At 72.4% G+C, this 17,354-nt stretch carries 10 protein-coding genes; 7 read left to right on the top strand and 3 right to left on the bottom strand.

What is annotated here, in order from left to right:
* The first annotated feature begins 10 nt into the window (after positions 1 to 10).
* The 3 genes from ACWD3E_RS13805 (at position 11) to ACWD3E_RS13795 (ending at position 5,164) form a co-directional block, all read left to right on the top strand.
* The gene (locus tag ACWD3E_RS13805; RefSeq protein WP_451387754.1) at positions 11 to 991 is read left to right on the top strand and encodes an SMI1/KNR4 family protein; all 981 of its coding nucleotides are present in this window, start codon (positions 11 to 13) and stop codon (positions 989 to 991) included.
* 10 nt (positions 992 to 1,001) lie between these two features.
* Positions 1,002 to 3,866, top strand: a complete 2,865-nt coding sequence (locus ACWD3E_RS13800; RefSeq protein WP_451387753.1) for an SUKH-4 family immunity protein — start codon at positions 1,002 to 1,004, stop codon at positions 3,864 to 3,866.
* A gap of 443 nt (positions 3,867 to 4,309) precedes the next feature.
* Entirely contained in the window at positions 4,310 to 5,164 is an 855-nt protein-coding gene (locus ACWD3E_RS13795; protein ID WP_451388140.1) for a cellulose-binding protein, read from the top strand.
* 45 nt (positions 5,165 to 5,209) lie between these two features.
* On the opposite strand, the gene ACWD3E_RS13790 is transcribed toward ACWD3E_RS13795, so the two are convergent.
* From ACWD3E_RS13790 to ACWD3E_RS13780, 3 genes are all read right to left on the bottom strand, one after another.
* Entirely contained in the window at positions 5,210 to 6,820 is a 1,611-nt protein-coding gene (locus ACWD3E_RS13790) for a sodium/solute symporter (RefSeq protein WP_451387752.1), read from the bottom strand.
* On the bottom strand, positions 6,817 to 7,218 hold the full coding sequence (locus ACWD3E_RS13785; protein ID WP_451387751.1) for a DUF485 domain-containing protein: 402 nt from the start codon (positions 7,216 to 7,218) through the stop codon (positions 6,817 to 6,819). Before ACWD3E_RS13785 ends, ACWD3E_RS13790 begins: the two co-directional genes overlap by 4 nt.
* Positions 7,219 to 7,441: 223 nt before the next feature.
* Positions 7,442 to 8,938 carry an MFS transporter gene (locus ACWD3E_RS13780; protein WP_451387750.1) on the bottom strand — a complete coding sequence of 499 codons (1,497 nt, stop codon included), beginning with the start codon at positions 8,936 to 8,938 and terminating at the stop codon, positions 7,442 to 7,444.
* A gap of 433 nt (positions 8,939 to 9,371) precedes the next feature.
* Between ACWD3E_RS13780 and ACWD3E_RS13775 the strand changes: the two genes are divergently transcribed.
* From ACWD3E_RS13775 to ACWD3E_RS13760, 4 genes are all read left to right on the top strand, one after another.
* Positions 9,372 to 10,160 (top strand): ABC transporter ATP-binding protein, encoded by a 789-nt coding sequence (locus tag ACWD3E_RS13775; RefSeq protein ID WP_451355201.1) that lies wholly within the window; start codon positions 9,372 to 9,374, stop codon positions 10,158 to 10,160.
* The gene (locus ACWD3E_RS13770; protein WP_451387749.1) at positions 10,157 to 12,739 is read left to right on the top strand and encodes an ABC transporter permease; all 2,583 of its coding nucleotides are present in this window, start codon (positions 10,157 to 10,159) and stop codon (positions 12,737 to 12,739) included. Before ACWD3E_RS13775 ends, ACWD3E_RS13770 begins: the two co-directional genes overlap by 4 nt.
* Positions 12,740 to 12,979: 240 nt before the next feature.
* Entirely contained in the window at positions 12,980 to 16,513 is a 3,534-nt protein-coding gene (gene mfd / locus ACWD3E_RS13765) for a transcription-repair coupling factor (RefSeq protein WP_451387748.1), read from the top strand.
* 107 nt (positions 16,514 to 16,620) lie between these two features.
* Positions 16,621 to 17,343 (top strand): HNH endonuclease family protein, encoded by a 723-nt coding sequence (locus ACWD3E_RS13760; protein WP_451387747.1) that lies wholly within the window; start codon positions 16,621 to 16,623, stop codon positions 17,341 to 17,343.
* Positions 17,344 to 17,354: the final 11 nt, after the last annotated feature.

Raw genomic sequence — 17,354 nt, 5'->3', positions numbered from 1 at the left:
GGCTACCGCCATGACGACAGGTCGGCTCGGGCAGCAAGCCGCGCCGCCGAACGCGGCCTACGCCGGGCAGGTTGTGCACTTCCCGGATCCGGTCCGGGCGGCACGTCACCCGAGAGGGGTACGTGTGGACGAGCGCGGTTACCCGGATTTCTCGCCCTACGCGCGCGTGGCGGTGGAGATCGCCGAGCCGCCGGAGGGCTTCGGCGTGGACGAGTTGCGGCTGACGGACTTTGTGTCAGCGAACGCCGCGCTGGCGGCGACGCGGCACGAGTTGTGGGACACGGTCCCGGACGTGGCGACGCCGCACGGCTGGACGTGGCATCACGTGGCGGGCACGCGGCGGCTGGAGCTGGTCCCGGTCGAGGTGAAGGCGTTGCTGCGGCACCACGGTGGTGTGGCGACCACGCGGGTGGACCACGGCAAGCGGGGCACGCGGCCGTTGCAGGAGACGCGTCCGGCGCACTTCGGGCTGCCGAAGTCGGGTGTGGCGGTGACGGAGTCGCAGATCCAGGGTGTGGAGGAGGAGCTGGGGTACCGGCTGCCGGGCGCCTACCGCTCCTTCCTGAAGGCGGCGGGCGGTTGCGCGCCGGTGGGCGCGGCGCTCGACGCCGGGCTGGGGCTGCTGCTGGACCAGCCGTTCTTCACCGTGCGCGACGAGGCGGCGGTCAACGACCTGGTGTACGTGAACAAGTGCCTGCGCGACCATCTGACGAAGGACTACCTCGGTGTCGCCTTCGTCCAGGGCGGTCTGCTCGCGGTGAAGGTGAAGGGCGAGCGGGTCGGTTCGGTGTGGTTCTGCGCGTACGACGATGCGCGGGACGTGGATCCGTCGTGGCCGCCGGCCGAGCGCGTGGAGCGTCTGCTGATGTCCTGCGGTGACGACTTCGACGCGTTCCTGGCACGACTGGCCGGTAATCCGCCGGAGTTGGAGACGGTGGCGAACCTGATGGTGGACGGCGGTTTCGCACGCGTCGTTCCGGTGGGGGAGTGAGCTTCGGGCCATGGTGACCTACGCGCAGGCGCAGGAGCGCGCCGAGGAGTGGATCAACGGCGACGTCCCGGCGTACCAGCACCGTGAGGTGCGGGTGCGGGAGTTCGAGCTGGGCTTCGTCGTGTGGGGCGAGGACCGTGCGCAGGGCCCGCGTTCGGATGCGGGCGGGCAGCGGCTCGTCCTCGCCCGGGACACCGGGGAGGCCACGCTGTGGCCGGCCCTGCCGGTGGGTGAGGTGATCCGCCGGTACGAGGAGGAGTACGGCCGTGCCGACGAGCCGCAGGACGCGGTTCCGGCCCCGCCTGCCGCCCGTGTCGACCTGAACCAGACGTCGTTCCTGCTGACTCCTCCGGAGTGGTTGCAGGAGGCGGCGGACAAGATGGGCATCCCGGACCGCCGCTCGGGCGACGGAGGGCGCGGGGCCGGTGCCGGGGCTGCGGCGAGCGCGGCCGGTGCCGGTGCTGCCGGTGCTGGTGCCGGGCCGGCGGAGACGCAGGCCGGGGTGCCGGCGGGGCCGCCCGCGCCCGGTGCTGCCGCCGGGTCCGGGAGCGGGGCGTCATGGCCCGCGGCCGGGGCGGGCGCGCCGCTTCCGGCGGACACGCCGCCCGGGGCCACGCCCTGGTCCGGTACGGACACGAACGCGGACGCCGGTGAGGACCGTTCGGTGCCGTTGCCCGCGACGGTGTTCGCACCGCCGCTGAGCGACGTGGACAAGCCCGCGCCGCGTCCGCCGGCCGCCGCGCCGGACGCGAAGACGGCGCTGATGTCGGGGGGCAGCCAGCTGCCGCCGACCGCGGTCGCGCCCGCGCTCGACGCCCCGAACGCGCCGGGAGCGCAGGGCTTCCCGCCGCCTGTCGGTCCCGGTGTGCCGGGTGCTGCGCAGGGCAGCACGCCTCCGCCTCCGCCTCCGGGTGCCCCGTCGTACGGCTACCCGGGTGCGCCCGGCGGCCTTGGCACGCCCCCGCCGGGTGTGCCCGCGCCGCCTGTCGGTCCCGGTGTGCCGGGCGCTGCGCAGGGCAGCACGCCTCCGCCTCCGGGGGGCCCGTCGTACGGCAATCCGCCGGCGCCGGGCGGTGCCCCGCACGCGCCGCAGCCGCCGGCGGGTCCGGGTGCCTCGGAGCGGCGGCTCGCGCCGAACGCCGGGGAGATCGCGGACGCCGCGACGAGCAAGGCCGCACCGCCGCCGAAGAAGGCGCGCGGTGGCGCGGGCGCGCTGCCTCATCCGCCGGGCGCTCCCGGTGCCCCGGGCGCCCGCCCGGGGAGCCCGGCGACGCCTCCCCCGCCGGGTGCGCCCGCGGGCGGGTACGTGCCGACGCAGCTGATGTCGGCGCTCGAGCCCGAGGGGCCGGGCGGTCCCGGTGTGCCCGCGGGTCCGGCCGGCGCGGACGCGCCTCATCCGCCGGGTGCCCCCAACCCGCCCGCCGCGCCGGGTGCCCCGGGCGGCACGCCTCCGGGCGGTGTGCACCACGCGGCCACGATGCTGGCCGACCCGAGCCTGAGGGGCGGCATGCCGCCCGCTCCCGGCGCGCCGCAGCCTCCGGGCGCCCCGGGCATGCCGAATCCGCCCGGCGCTCCGGCGGCTCCGGGCGCCCCGGGCATGCCTCCGGCCCCCGGCGCGCCCCAGCCGCCCGGCGCCCCGGGCGCCCCCGGTATGCCTCCCGCCCCCGGCGGGCGCGGGGCCGTGCACCACGCGGAGACCGTGCTGGCCGCGCCTCCCGTGGCCGGGCCGGGCGCACCTCCGCCGCCGCCCGCACCCGGCGTGCCCGGCGCTCCTGGCGCCCCCGGTATGCCGCCGGCGCCGGGCGCTCCGCAGCCGATGCCGCCGGGTGCGGTGCCGCCGCCGGGCGCGCCCCTGCCGGGGCAGCCGCAGGCGTACGGGTATCCGCAGCAGCCCGCCGGGCAGCCGACCGTCGGCCCCGGCTACCAGGCCGTGCTGCGCTACCGCGCTCACGACGGCTCCGAGCAGCAGCTGATCCGGCGTTCGGCGCCGGGCACGCCGCACCCGGAGTGGCAGATCTTCCACGAGCTGCGGGCGATGAACGTGCCGCCGGACCAGGTGCTGGAGCTGCACACGGAGCTGGAGTCGTGCCAGCTGCCCGGTGCGTACTGCGCGCGGATGATCCGGGAGCAGTGGCCGCAGGCGCGGATCACGAGCATCGCGCCGTACGGCACGGACCACGCGAGCCGGCAGCAGGGCATGCAGCAACTGCTCGCGCACCAGGGCGAGTTGCACCAGGTCGCGGACGGTCCCGCGCGCCTCGCGCCGGTGCGGGCGCCGCTGCCGCCGGTGCAGGCCGCGCCGCCGGTCCCGCCGGAGGCCGTCGCGCAGGAGCTGGCGGGGGCGTTCGGGCCGGGTGTGTTCCGGTTCGAGCAGCAGGCGGTGTCGCGCCAGGGTGTGCCGCCGATCGTGGCGCACACGCTGGTCGTGGCCGGACTGCCCACGGATCTGGGCCCGTTCTTCTGGGCGCAGGCGCAGCCGGGCCGCCCGGTGCCGACGCTGGCGGAGCTGGCCGCCGAGCGCGGGGTGCAGCCGGCCGCGGACGCGGGGTCGTACCTCGTCATGGGCAGCGACTTCGGCAAGGCCCTCTGTGTGCAGTACGGCACCGCGAACATCGTGGCCGTGCCCGTGGAGGCGGGGCCCGGAGGGGCGCCCGTGCCACCGCAGTTCGTGAACACCGGGCTGCCGGAGTTCGCCCGCTGCCTGGCGCTGCTGGGCCGGATGTGGCGGCTGCGGTTCGGGCTGAACCAGGAGCAGGCGGGCCGCTGGACCGTCGACTTCCAGGCCCAGCTGGCCGCCCTGGACCCGGCGGCGCTCGGCTCGCCGGAGACGTGGTGGTCGGTGCTGCTGGAGCAGATGTGGGACGGGCTCCTGTAGCCGTCATCGAGCACGTCTTGCCCTTCACCCGCGCGTGAAGGGCAAGACGCGCGGGTGGACTTCGAGCCCAGGAGACGCTGCTGCGGGCCTGGAAGGCCCGGGACCCGTAGTGCGTGTCGGCCGAACGGGTCGGCGCGGCCCGTCCTCACCCGCTACCGGAGGGCGGCGCGATGACGGTCCGCTTCCTCGCCCTGTACGAGACCCCGGTCGGTGCTCAGCATGGTCGTCACCCTGGAGAAAGACGTGCTGGGTGACCCGGACAGCCCTGCGCATCACGACGTGCGGCAGTTCGACGGTATTTGGCCCGTGACGTGACTTCGGAGTGTCGCGTTATGGGTACTTAAGCCCGATCCATCAAGATGTGCGCGAAATCAGCCTGTCGTGCATGTCCGCGGAGAGGGGTTCCCAGCGTGAGCAGCGCACCGGTGACGCCGTACGGCTTCATGACCGTCCGAGGGCGCGGCTACCGCCCCGATCAGGTCGACGCGTACACGGAGGCGCTGTCCCGGGACCGGGACGCCTCCTGGGAGCGCGCCGCACGGCTGACCGTGCTGGCCAAGGACATGGAGGCGCAGGCCGCACGGCTGCGCGAGACCGTCGCGCAGCTTGCGCCGCAGACGTACGAGTCGCTCGGGGAGCGTGCGCGGCGCGTGTTCCAGCTCGCGCTCGAAGAGGCCGCGGACGTACGAGAGGGCGCGCGGCGCGAGACGCAACAGCAGCTCGCGCAGGCCGAGGCGCACGCCGAGGGCGTACGCGGTGCGGCGCAGGAAGCGGCGGACGCGCTCCTCGCGGAGGCCGAGGAACGCGCCCGCCAGCGGCTCCTCGCGGCGCGCGCCGAGGCAGACGACCTCCGCATCGGCGCCCGGCGCGAGGTGAAGGAGCGGCGCGGAGAGGCGCTCGCCGCCTTGCGCGAGGTACGGCAGCGCACCACCGGCATGCTCGCCGAGCAGGAGCGGGAGCAGGCCGAGCGCTGGGCCGCGGCCGAGCGCGAGGAGTCCGAACGCGTGGCCGCGCTGGACGCCGGCCACGCCGAGCGGCTGAGCCGGGCCGAGGCCGCGCTCTCCGCGGCGAAGCAGGCGTTCGGGGAGGCCGAGGAGTTTGCGCGCCGCTGCCAGGAGGAGGCACGCGCGCGTGCCGCCGAGATCGTCGCGGACGCGCGCGTGCACGAGGAGCGCATCGCCCGCGAGACGGAACAGGTCCTGCGCGAGCACGGCGAGACCTGGGACGACGTACAGGCGCAGATGGACCACGTACGCAACAGCCTGACCTCGCTGACCGGCCGGGCGGCCCTGGAGTAGCGACCGTCCCCGGCGGGCACCGCGGCTCCCCGTCAGGTGGCTGCGTCAACTCCCCCTGCGTACCGCCCCCGCCAGGATCCAGCCCTCCACCGCCTCGTACTGGTGCCGTTGTTCCCCCGCCTCGCGGCGGCCCGAGACGACCGTGCCGAGCCAGCCGAAGAAGAAGCCGGCCGGTATGGAGACGATGCCGGTCGTGGTGAACGGGAACCAGTTGAAGTCGGCGTGCGGGAAGGCCGATATGGGCGAGCCGGAGACGAGATTGGTGCCCGGCATGAGCAGCACCACGGTCAGCGAGCCCCCGAGCAGCGTGGCCATCAGCCCGCTGCGCGTGTAGCGGCGCCAGAAGAGGCCGTAGACCAGGGCGGGCGCGAGCGCGGAGGCGCCCAGGCAGAAGGAGAGGGTGATCAGCGGCTGCAGGCTGTGGTGCTGCACCAGGGTGGCCAGCAGGACGGTGGGGATGCCGATGGCGAGCGCCGAGAGGCGGGCGAGGGCCATCTCCCGGCGGGCGGGCATCTCCTGCACGCGGGCCGCGAACACGTCGTGGGCCAGCGAGTTGGCGCAGGCGAGGATCATCCCGGCCACCGAGGCGAGCAGGGTCAGGAAGATCGCGGTCGTGACCATCGTGAAGAGGAAGGTCTCCGCCGTGGACACGTCGCTGCCGAACGCCGCCCGCGTTCCCAGCAGGTACGCGGTGTTGCCCTGCGGGTCGGCCACGGCGATCGCCGGAGTGCCGACCAGGGCCGTGGCGCCGAACCCCACCACCGTGATGACCAGCACGAACAGGGCGACGATCGACACCGCCCAGGACATCGAGCGGCGCACCTGGCGGGCGCTGGACGCGGTGTACATGCGCATGGTGACGTGCGGCAGACAGGCCCCGCCGAGCACGATCGTCAGCTCCGAGGTGACCATGTCGAGGCGGGGGTAGGCGCCGCCGCTGAACTCCAGCCCGGAGCGCAGGAAGGCCGGCCCCGCGCCGCTCTGCCGGGACGCCGCGGTGAACAGGGCGCCGGGGTCCCAGTCGAAGCGGCGCAGGATCAGTACGGCGACCACGGCGCCCGACCCGAGCAGCATCACGATCTTCAGGATCTGGATGAGGGCCGTGCCCTTCATGCCGCCGATCGCCGCGTAGCTGATCATCAGGGCGCCGAGTCCCACGACACAGCCGGTCTCCACCGACGGGTCGGAGAAGCCCAGGATGAACGCCATCAGCTGTCCGGTACCGGCCAGTTGGACCAGCATCAGCGGCACCAGCGCGGCGAGGGTCACCGCGCAGGCCGCGATCCGTACGCCCCGGCCCGGCATCCGGCGAGCCAGCGCGTCGCCCATGGTGAACCGGCCCGCGTTGCGCAGGGGTTCGGCCAGCAGGAACATCAGCAGCATCAGCGACAGCGCCGTACTGAGGGCGAGGACGACACCGTCGTAGCCGCACAGGGCGACGACCCCGCTGGTGCCGAGGACGGTGGCCGCGGAGATGTAGTCACCGGCGATGGCGAGGCCGTTGCGCAGCGGGGACAGGGAGCCGTAGCCGGTGTAGAACTCGTCGAGGTCGTCGCGGTCCGGGCCGGTCATCACGCACAGCAGCAGGGTGAGGGCGGCGACGGCGGAGAATGCGACCAGGGACATGGCCTGCGCGGAGCTGCTGAAGCCGGTCATCGGTCCGCCCTTCGCCGCGCGTCCAGTTCGGCCTCCCTGCGGATGCGGTCCGCGAGCGGATCGAGGTGCCGGCGCGCGGTGTACTCGTACAGGGCGATCGCGAGCCAGGTGACGGGGAGTTGGACGAGGGCGAGCAGCAGGCCGGCGGGGATGCCGTCGGCGACCGTGCTCGTCATGACGTGCGGGGCGCACGCGGACAGGATCAGGAACAGCGTGAAGTAGCCGAGCGCGGTGAGCGTGGCGGTGCGCCGCTGCCAGCGGTAGGCGGTGCGCAGGACGCGCAGGTCGCTGTGGTGTCCGAGGGGTGCGCGCGGCGGCCGTGGGCGGGGCGGTTCGGGGGGTAGGGGCTGCCAGGGGTAGGTGAGGTGGGGCGGGGAGTGCGGCGGGTCGTAGGACATCCCGGGGCTCCTTGCGTGGCTCGGGTCCGTGGCGGCGGACCGCAGGGAGAGGGGGAGCGGGGCCACGCACGTTACTCGCGAGTTACAGGCGGCGTGGAGTTTTCCCCAGACTGGCCAGTCGGTATGCGCTTGCTGGTCGAATACCGTGCCGAGCTGTTCGAATACCGGTCCGACCTGGGGTGTTACCCGCGTTAACCCAGAGGGTCCGGGGATGCCCCGACCCTCACTCCTGCCGTACCGGAAACCGTCGCGGTGCCACCAGCAGCAGCACCGCGAACGCCAGGGCCGCCGCGCCCGCCGCGCCGAAATACACCGCGTGCACCGCGTCCGCGATCGCCCGCCGGGTCGCCTCCGGGGCCGTACCGGTGTCCAGTCCGCGCGTGACGGAGTCCAGGTCGCTCGCCCCGCCCAGCCGGGCGGCCAGCACCGCGTTGGCCACGGCGCCGAAGAGCGACGCGCCGACCGTCTGCCCCGTCTGCCGGCAGAACAGCACCGACGCGGTCGTCGTCCCCCGCTCCGACCAGCCCACCGACGACTGCACCCCGATGATCAGCGGCAGTTGGAACAGCCCCAGCGCCCCGCCCAGCAGCAGCATCAGCAGCATCGGCTGCCACCACGCCCCGGGATACGGCAGGAACGGGAACGCGAACAGGATCAGCGCGCCGAGGCCGATGCCGATCAGCGCGGTGTCGCGGAAGCCGATCCGCCGGTACACGTGCTGGCTGAGCGCCGCCGAGCTCGACCACGTCAACGTCCAGACGCACAGCACCAGTCCGGCCGCCGCGGGCGCGAGTCCGAGCACCGACTGCGCGTACGTGGGCAGGAACACCGAGGGCGCCACCATCAGCAGGCCCAGCGCGCCGAACGCCAGGTTGACGGCCGCGATCGTACGCCGCCGCCACACCCACCCCGGCATGATCGGCTGCTCCGCCCGCCGCTCCACCCACACCACCACACCGGCCAGCGCGAGGCCCGCGGCGAACAGGGCGAGCGAGGGCGCGGACAGCCACGGCCAGGCGACCCCGCCCTGCACCAGCGCGGTCAGCAGCACCCCGCCGCACGCGAACACCGCGAGCGCGCCCGCCCAGTCCACGCGCGCGCGGGCGGCCCTCTCCCGCTCCGGCTCGTGCAGATGACGGACGATCAGCCACAGCGCCGCCGCCCCGATCGGCAGGTTGACCAGGAAGATCCAGCGCCAGTCGGTGTACGCCACGAGCACCCCGCCGAGCCCGGGGCCGGCCACCGCCGACACCGCCCACACCGTGGACAGCCTGGCCTGGATCTTCGGGCGTTCCGCCAGCGGATACAGGTCGGCGGCCAGGGTCTGCACGGTGCCCTGCAACGCCCCGCCACCCAGGCCCTGCACGATCCGGAACGCGATCAGCGCCGCCATGTTCCAGGCGGAGGCGCTCAGCAGCGAGCCGAGCAGGAACACGGAAGCGCCCACCACCAGGACCGGCTTGCGGCCGAAGGTGTCGGACAGCTTGCCGTAGACGGGGAGGGTGACGGTGACGGCGAGGAGATAGCCGGAGAACAGCCAGGAGAAGTACGAGAACCCGCCGAGGTCGCCGACGATCTGCGGTACGGCGGTGGAGACGATGGTGGCGTCGAGCGCGGCCAGCGCCATCGTGAGCATCAGCGCGGCGACGACCGCGCCCCGCCGCCGGGTGTCCTGCCGCCGAGCGGCGCCGTCGCGTATCGCGGGTGTCGTACTCCCCACCGGACCCCTCCCTGTGTTTCATGCACCTAATTTCGCTACGACAGAGCTTCCCCTGCCCCCCGACCCCGAAGCAACGCGCTTGAGCCTGACGCGGCGTGAGGGTGGAGGCTTGCTGCGTCCCGGGGTGGAGCCCGACCCCGAGACGATCTCCACCCGGCGGTGGAGATCCCCTAGGGGTATCTCCCCAGCAAGGTGCGGGCAGGGTTCGTCCCGCCGGAGGACGAGAAGGGCCGGGTGCGCTCCTTAACCTGGCTTTACGCCGCTGGGGGGCGGCTGACCGAACCGGCGGGGGTGGGGTTTTCCCCCCTGCAAGACGGGGCTTCGCACCAGCGCGCGACTGCCCCTCCTCCCGCGAGACTCATCGACGTACCGCTGCACGACACCGACGCACTGCTTCACGACACCGTTCGCTGACCGACATAGGAGACTTACCGTGACATCGGCTGTGACCATTCCCAGGCACGGGGGCACTGGAGGGCCTACGGCCGTTGCCGCGCGGGCCCGGCAGGTCGTCAAGGCGTACGGGTCCGGTGAGACCCGCGTCGTCGCCCTGGACCACGTCGACGTGGACATCGCCCGCGGCCAGTTCACCGCGATCATGGGCCCCTCGGGGTCCGGCAAGTCCACGCTGATGCACTGCCTCGCCGGGCTCGACACGGTGAGCAGCGGTCAGATCTACCTGGACGAGACCGAGATCACCGGCCTGAAGGACAAGAAGCTCACCCAACTGCGCCGGGACCGGATCGGGTTCATCTTCCAGGCGTTCAACCTGCTGCCGACGCTGAACGCGCTCGAGAACATCACGCTGCCCATGGACATCGCCGGCCGCAAGCCCGACAAGGCGTGGCTGGACCGGGTCGTGGAGACCGTCGGCCTCGCCGGGCGGCTCAAGCACCGGCCCACCCAGCTCTCCGGCGGCCAGCAGCAGCGCGTCGCCGTGGCCCGCGCGCTCGCCGCCCGCCCGGAGATCATCTTCGGGGACGAGCCGACCGGAAACCTCGACTCCCGCGCGGGAGCGGAGGTCCTGGGCTTCCTGCGCCGCTCGGTCGACGAACTCGGCCAGACCATCGTGATGGTCACCCACGACCCCGTCGCCGCCTCCTACGCGGACCGCGTGCTGTACCTCGCCGACGGCCGCATCGTGGACGAGATGCACAACCCGACGGCCGATCAGGTCCTCGACCGCATGAAGGACTTCGACGCCCGGGGGCGTACGTCATGACCGTCCTCAAAACCTCGATGCGCAACTTCTTCGCGCACAAGGGCCGTATGGCGCTGTCGGCGATCGCGGTGCTGCTGTCGGTCGCGTTCGTCTGCGGCACGCTGGTGTTCACCGACACGATGAACACCACGTTCGACAAGCTGTTCCAGGCCACGGCCTCGGACGTGACGGTCACCGCGAAGAGCGCCTCCGACACCGGTGAGACGACCTCCTCCACCGGCAAGCCGCCCGTCATACCGGCCTCCGTGGTCGCCGAGGTCCGCAAGGCCCAGGGCGTCAGGAAGGCCGAGGGGACGGTCTTCTCCACCTCGGTGACCGTCATCGACGCCGACAAGGACAAGCTCTCGCCCAAGAGCGGCGGGCCGACCATCGTCGGCAGCTGGAACGCCAACTCCGCCCGCACCATGAAGATCACCTCCGGCGCGGCGCCCAAGGGCCCCGACCAGGTGATGGTCGACAAGGACACCGCCGACAAGCACCACCTGAAGCTGGGCGACGAGATCGGCATCATCTCGGTCGTGGGCACGCACCACGCGCGCGTGTCCGGCATCACCTCCTTCACCGTCACCAACCCCGGCGCTGCGATCTTCTACCTGGACATGAAGACCGCCCAGCAGACCCTGGTCGGCAGGACCGGCGTCTACACCGACGTCGACGTCACCGCCGCCAAGGGCGTCACCAACGCGGCGCTGAAGCAGAACGTGATCGCCGAACTCGGCCACGGCTACAAGGTGAAGACCGCCAAGGAGGTCGCCGACGCCAACCAGAAGAGCGTCGCGAGCATGCTGAACGTCATGAAGTACGCGATGCTCGGCTTCGCCGGAATCGCTTTCCTCGTCGGCATCTTCCTGATCATCAACACCTTCTCGATGCTGGTCGCCCAGCGCACCCGCGAGATCGGCCTGATGCGCGCCATCGGCTCCTCCCGCAAGCAGATCAACCGGTCCGTGCTGGTCGAGGCGCTGCTGCTGGGCGTGATCGGGTCCGTGCTCGGCGTCGGCGCGGGCGTCGGCATCGCCGTCGGCCTGATGAAGCTCATGGGCAACATGGGCATGCACCTGTCCACCGACGACCTGACCGTCGCCTGGACCACCCCGGTGGCGGGCCTCCTCCTCGGCGTGATCGTCACCGTCCTCGCCGCCTACCTGCCCGCCCGGCGCGCCGGCAAGGTCTCCCCGATGGCCGCCCTGCGCGAGTCGGGCGCCCCCACCGACGCCAAGGCCGGTGTCGTCCGGGCCGTGATCGGCCTGCTCCTCACCGGCGCTGGCACCGCGAGCCTGTTCGTCGCCGCGAGCGCCGACAAGGCAAAGGCCGGTTCGGGCTGGCTGGGCCTCGGCGTGGTCCTCACGCTGATCGGCTTCGTCGTCATCGGCCCGCTGCTCGCCGGCGGCCTGGTCCGCGTCCTCGCCGCGATCATGCTGCGGATCTTCGGCCCGGTCGGCCGGATGGCCGAGCGCAACGCGCTGCGCAACCCGCGCCGCACGGGCGCCACCGGCGCCGCCCTGATGATCGGCCTCGCCCTGGTGGCCTGCCTGTCGGTGGTCGGCTCCTCGATGGTGGCCTCCGCCAGCGACCAGCTCGACAAGACCGTCGGCACGGACTTCATCATCCAGGACGACAAGGGGGCGGTCATCGCCCCGCAGGCGGTCCAGACGATCAAGGACACGCCGGGCCTCGCGCGGGTCACCGAGTACCGGATCCTGGACGCCTCCCTGACCACCCCTGACGGCCGCACCTCCAAGGGCGAGCACATCAAGGCGGCCGACCCCACCTACGCGCAGGACCTGCGCACCAAGACGGTCTCCGGCGCCCTCACCGACGCCTACAAGCCCGACTCGATGTCCGTGCCCGAGGGCTTCGCCAAGAAGCACGGCATCAAGATCGGCTCCACGGTCACGGTCGGTTTCAAGCGCGGTACGGCGGCCAGGCTGACGGTCCGCACGATCACCAGTGATGACGTCGCGTTCGACAAGGGCGCGATGTACGCCGCCATCGCCACGGCCGCGAAGTACGTGCCCGCCGACGGGATGCCGCTGGACCAGATGGTCTTCGCCAGCGCCAAGCACGGTCAGCAGGCCGCCGCCTACAAGGCGCTCAAGGCCGCCCTGCACGACAGCCACCCGGAGCTGACCGTGCGCGACCAGACCGACTACAAGAAGGCGCTCAAGGACCAGATCGGCCAGCTGCTGAACATGATCTACGGCCTGCTCGCCCTCGCGATCATCGTCGCGATCCTGGGTGTCGTGAACACCCTGGCCCTGTCGGTGGTCGAGCGGACCCGCGAGATCGGCCTCATGCGCGCCATCGGCCTCTCCCGCCGCCAGCTGCGCCGCATGATCCGCCTGGAGTCCGTGGTCATCGCCCTCTTCGGAGCCCTGCTCGGCCTGGGCCTCGGCATGGGCTGGGGCGCGACCGCCCAGAAGCTCCTCGCGCTGGAGGGCCTGAAGGTCCTGGAGATCCCCTGGCCGACGATCACCGGCGTCTTCATCGGCTCGGCCTTCGTGGGCCTGTTCGCCGCCCTGATCCCGGCGTTCCGGGCGGGCCGGATGAACGTCCTGAACGCGATCGCCACGGACTAGCCGCACAGGCCAGGCCGAGGCCACGACCACCGCATACGGGGGTTGCGGAGGAAGAGCCCGGTACCGGGAAGTCTTGGAGGACTTCCCGGTACCGGGCTTCTTGCCGTCGCGGCGGCGTTGTCGGCGCAGTTGTCCACAGCCTCCGACGCCCACGAGTCAGGCGTCGTACGCTGGACACCCCCGGCCACTCCACGCGTCGGGCTCTTTGCGTTGCCCACCCCCCTGGACGGAACAAGCCCCATGAGCCTGCACGGTCTGCTCGACGCCGTCGTCAAGGACGCCGCCCTCACGGAAGCCATCAAGGCCGCGGCGGACGGCAACCGCATGCACGTCGACCTCGTCGGCCCCGCGGCGGCCCGCCCCTTCGCGGTCGCCGCCCTGGCCCGCGAGACCGGCCGCCCCGTGCTCGCGGTCACGGCGACCGGCCGGGAGGCGGAGGACCTGGCCGCGGCCCTGCGCTCGCTGCTGCCGGCCGAGGGCGTCGTGGAGTACCCCTCCTGGGAGACCCTCCCGCACGAGCGGCTCAGCCCGCGCAGCGACACCGTCGGACGGCGGCTCGCTGTCCTGCGCCGCCTGGCCCACCCCAGCGCCGACGACCCCGAGACGGGCCCGGTCTCCGTGGTCGTCGCGCCCGTACGATCCGTGCTCCAGCCGCAGGTCAAGGGCCTCGGCGACCTGGAGCCCGTGTCCCTGAAGACGGGCCAGAGCGCCGACCTGAACACCATCGTCGAAGCCCTCGCCGCCGCCGCGTACGCGCGCGTGGAGCTGGTCGAGAAGCGCGGCGAGTTCGCCGTACGCGGCGGCATCCTGGACGTGTTCCCGCCCACCGAGGAACACCCCCTGCGCATCGAGTTCTGGGGCGACGACGTCGAGGAGATCCGCTACTTCAAGGTCGCCGACCAGCGCTCCCTCGAAGTCGCCGAGCACGGCCTGTGGGCGCCGCCCTGCCGCGAGCTGCTGCTCACCGACGACGTCCGCGCACGCGCGCGTGCCCTCGCCGAAGAGCACCCGGAGCTGGGTGAACTGCTCGGCAGGATCGCCGAGGGCATCGCGGTCGAGGGCATGGAGTCCCTCGCCCCGGTCCTGGTGGACGACATGGAACTGCTGCTCGACGTGCTGCCCAAGGGCGCCATGGCCGTCGTCTGCGACCCGGAGCGGGTCCGCACGCGCGCCGCCGACCTCGTCGCGACCTCGCAGGAGTTCCTCCAGGCCTCCTGGGCGGCCACCGCGGGCGGCGGCGAGGCACCCATCGACGTCGGCGCGGCCTCCCTGTGGTCCATCGCCGACGTCCGCGACCGCGCGCGCGAGCTGGACATGATGTGGTGGTCGGTGTCCCCGTTCGCCGCGGACCTGGAGCTGGAGGCGGACACCCTCAAGCTCGGCATGCACGCCCCCGAGACCTACCGCGGCGACACCGCCAAGGCCCTCGCCGACACCAAGGGCTGGCTCGCCGACGGCTGGCGCACGGTCTTCGTCACCGAGGGCCACGGCCCGGCCGCCCGCACCGTCGAGGTGCTCGGCGGCGAGGGCATCGCCGCCCGCCTCGATGCCGACCTCGGCGAGCTGAGCCCGTCCGTCGTGCACGTCTCCTGCGGTTCCATCGACTACGGCTTCGTGGACCCGGCGCTGAAGCTGGCCGTCCTCACCGAGACCGACCTGTCCGGCCAGAAGGCCGCCGGCAAGGACGGCGCCCGGATGCCGGCCCGCCGCCGCAAGACCATCGACCCGCTCACCCTGGAGCCGGGCGACTACATCGTCCACGAGCAGCACGGCGTCGGCCGCTACATCGAGATGGTGCAGCGCACGGTGCAGGGCGCCACGCGCGAGTACCTGGTTGTCGAATACGCCCCCGCCAAGCGCGGCCAGCCCGGCGACCGCCTGTACATCCCAACCGACCAGCTGGAGCAGATCACCAAGTACGTCGGCGGCGAGGCCCCCACCCTGCACCGCCTGGGCGGCGCCGACTGGACGAAGACCAAGGCCCGCGCGAAGAAGGCCGTCAAGGAGATCGCCGCCGACCTGATCAAGCTGTACAGCGCGCGCATGGCCGCCCCCGGGCACGCCTTCGGCGGCGACACCCCGTGGCAGCGGGAGCTGGAGGACGCCTTCCCCTACGCGGAGACCCCGGACCAGCTGACCACGATCTCCGAGGTCAAGGAGGACATGGAGAAGTCGGTCCCGATGGACCGGCTGATCTGCGGCGACGTCGGCTACGGCAAGACCGAGATCGCCGTACGGGCCGCCTTCAAGGCCGTACAGGACGGCAAGCAGGTCGCCGTCCTCGTCCCGACGACCCTGCTGGTGCAGCAGCACTTCGGCACGTTCTCCGACCGGTACGCGCAGTTCCCGGTGAGCGTGAAGGCCCTGTCCCGCTTCCAGACCGACACCGAGGCGAAGGCCACTCTGGAGGGCCTGAAGGAAGGCGCGGTGGACGTCGTCATCGGCACCCACCGCCTCTTCTCCTCCGAGACCAAGTTCAAGGATCTGGGCCTGGTCATCGTCGACGAGGAGCAGCGCTTCGGCGTCGAGCACAAGGAGCAGCTGAAGAAGCTCCGCGCCAACGTCGACGTCCTGACCATGTCCGCCACCCCGATCCCGCGCACCCTGGAGATGGCGGTCACCGGCATCCGCGAGATGTCCACGATCACCACGCCGCCGGAGGAGCGGCACCCGGTGCTCACCTTCGTCGGGCCGTACGAGGAGAAGCAGATCGGCGCCGCCATCCGCCGCGAACTGCTGCGCGAGGGCCAGGTCTTCTACATCCACAACCGGGTCGAGTCCATCGACCGGGCCGCCGCGCGGCTGCGCGAGATCGTCCCCGAGGCGCGCATCGCCACCGCGCACGGCCAGATGTCGGAGTCGGCCCTGGAGCAGGTCGTGGTCGACTTCTGGGAGAAGAAGTTCGACGTGCTCGTCTCGACCACGATCGTCGAGTCCGGCATCGACATCTCCAACGCCAACACGCTCATCGTGGAACGCGGCGACACCTTCGGCCTGTCCCAGCTGCACCAGCTGCGCGGCCGGGTCGGACGAGGGAGGGAGCGCGGCTACGCGTACTTCCTCTACCCGCCGGAGAAGCCGCTGACGGAGACCGCCCACGAGCGCCTCGCGACGATCGCCCAGCACACGGAGATGGGCGCGGGCATGTACGTGGCGATGAAGGACCTGGAGATCCGCGGCGCGGGCAATCTGCTGGGCGGCGAGCAGTCCGGGCACATCGCGGGCGTCGGCTTCGACCTGTACGTCCGCATGGTCGGCGAGGCCGTCGCCGACTACCGGCGCCAGCTGGAGACCGGCGGGGTCGAGGAGGAGCCGCCGCTGGAGGTCAAGATCGAGCTTCCGGTCGACGCGCACGTCCCGCACGACTACGCGCCCGGCGAGCGTCTGCGCCTCCAGGCCTACCGCGCCATCGCCTCCGCCAACTCGGAGGAGGACATCAAGGCCGTCCGCGAGGAACTCACCGACCGCTACGGCAAGCTGCCCGAACCGGTGGAGAACCTGCTGCTGGTGGCCGGGCTGCGGATGCTCGCGCGCGCGTGCGGCGTCGGCGAGATCGTCCTGCAGGGCACCAACATCCGCTTCGCGCCGGTGGAGTTGCGCGAGTCGCAGGAACTGCGGGTCAAGCGGCTCTACCCGGGCACGGTCATCAAGCCCGCCGTGCACCAGGTGCTGGTCCCGCGCCCGAAGACCGCGAAGGTGGGCGGCAAGCCGCTCGTCGGCCGCGAACTGCTGGGCTGGGTCGGCGAGTTTTTGGCGTCGATCCTGGGTTCCTGAGCCGGCGGTACGGGGGTGCGCGCCTCGCGCCCCCGCTACCGTAGGGGAAGGAACGATTCCGCCTGGGCGACATGAGGTCCCGGGCGAGGGCGAATGGGGGGCCTACCGTGGCGCGTCTGAGGGGCGGGGCGGTCACCGCTGTCGTCATGCTGGTCGGTGTGGCCGGGATGGCCGGCTGCACGGCGGATCACACCAAGGGGCCCTCCGGGCCCGAGCCGGGAAGCGGGGGCGCCGCCCTGGCCGCCGCCGACGCACTGCCCGTCAAGGGGCGCGCGCCGAAGACCGGTTACTCCCGGGCCCGCTTCGGCAGCGCCTGGGCCGACACCGACTCCAACTCCTGCGACACCCGCGACGACATACTCAAACGCGACCTGAAGGACGTGAAGTTCACCGGCGGCACCTGCAAGGTGACGTACGGCCTGCTGGAACCCGACCCGTACTCCGGGAAGCACGTCACCTACCGGCGCGGCCGGAGCCTGGTCGACATCGACCACGTCGTCGCCCTCTCGGACGCCTGGCAGAAGGGCGCCAAGTACTGGGACCCCAGCAAGCGCATAGCGCTGGCCAACGACCCGCTCAACCTGTTGGCGGTCGACGCGAGCACCAACCGTGGCAAGGGCGACGGTGACACAGCCACCTGGGTCCCGCCCAACACGGCCTTCCGCTGCACCTACGTCGCCGCTCAGGTCGCGGTCAAGAAGAAGTACGGCCTGTGGGTCACCGCCGCCGAGAAGGCCGCGATGAAGAAGGTGCTCGCCGGCTGCCCGCGCCAGGCCCTGCCCACGGGCGGCAATCCGACGAAGGCCCCGGAGCGGTTCCGGGCCCGGTGACCAGCTAATTC

The sequence above is a fragment of the Streptomyces sp. NPDC002676 genome, from assembly GCF_053592455.1.
Note: the sequence above shows the minus strand (reverse complement) of the source record. Positions and strands in the feature narration are given on the sequence as shown.

What these genes read in the sequence shown, in the direction of transcription:
- ACWD3E_RS13795 (WP_451388140.1), top strand. Translation starts at nt 4,310, where the DNA reads ATGACCGTCCGAGGGCGCGGCTACCGCCCCGATCAGGTCGACGCGTAC.
- ACWD3E_RS13790 (WP_451387752.1), bottom strand. Translation starts at nt 6,820, where the DNA reads ATGACCGGCTTCAGCAGCTCCGCGCAGGCCATGTCCCTGGTCGCATTC.
- ACWD3E_RS13800 (WP_451387753.1), top strand. Translation starts at nt 1,002, where the DNA reads ATGGTGACCTACGCGCAGGCGCAGGAGCGCGCCGAGGAGTGGATCAAC.
- ACWD3E_RS13785 (WP_451387751.1), bottom strand. Translation starts at nt 7,218, where the DNA reads ATGTCCTACGACCCGCCGCACTCCCCGCCCCACCTCACCTACCCCTGG.
- ACWD3E_RS13770 (WP_451387749.1), top strand. Translation starts at nt 10,157, where the DNA reads ATGACCGTCCTCAAAACCTCGATGCGCAACTTCTTCGCGCACAAGGGC.
- mfd (WP_451387748.1), top strand. Translation starts at nt 12,980, where the DNA reads ATGAGCCTGCACGGTCTGCTCGACGCCGTCGTCAAGGACGCCGCCCTC.
- ACWD3E_RS13805 (WP_451387754.1), top strand. Translation starts at nt 11, where the DNA reads ATGACGACAGGTCGGCTCGGGCAGCAAGCCGCGCCGCCGAACGCGGCC.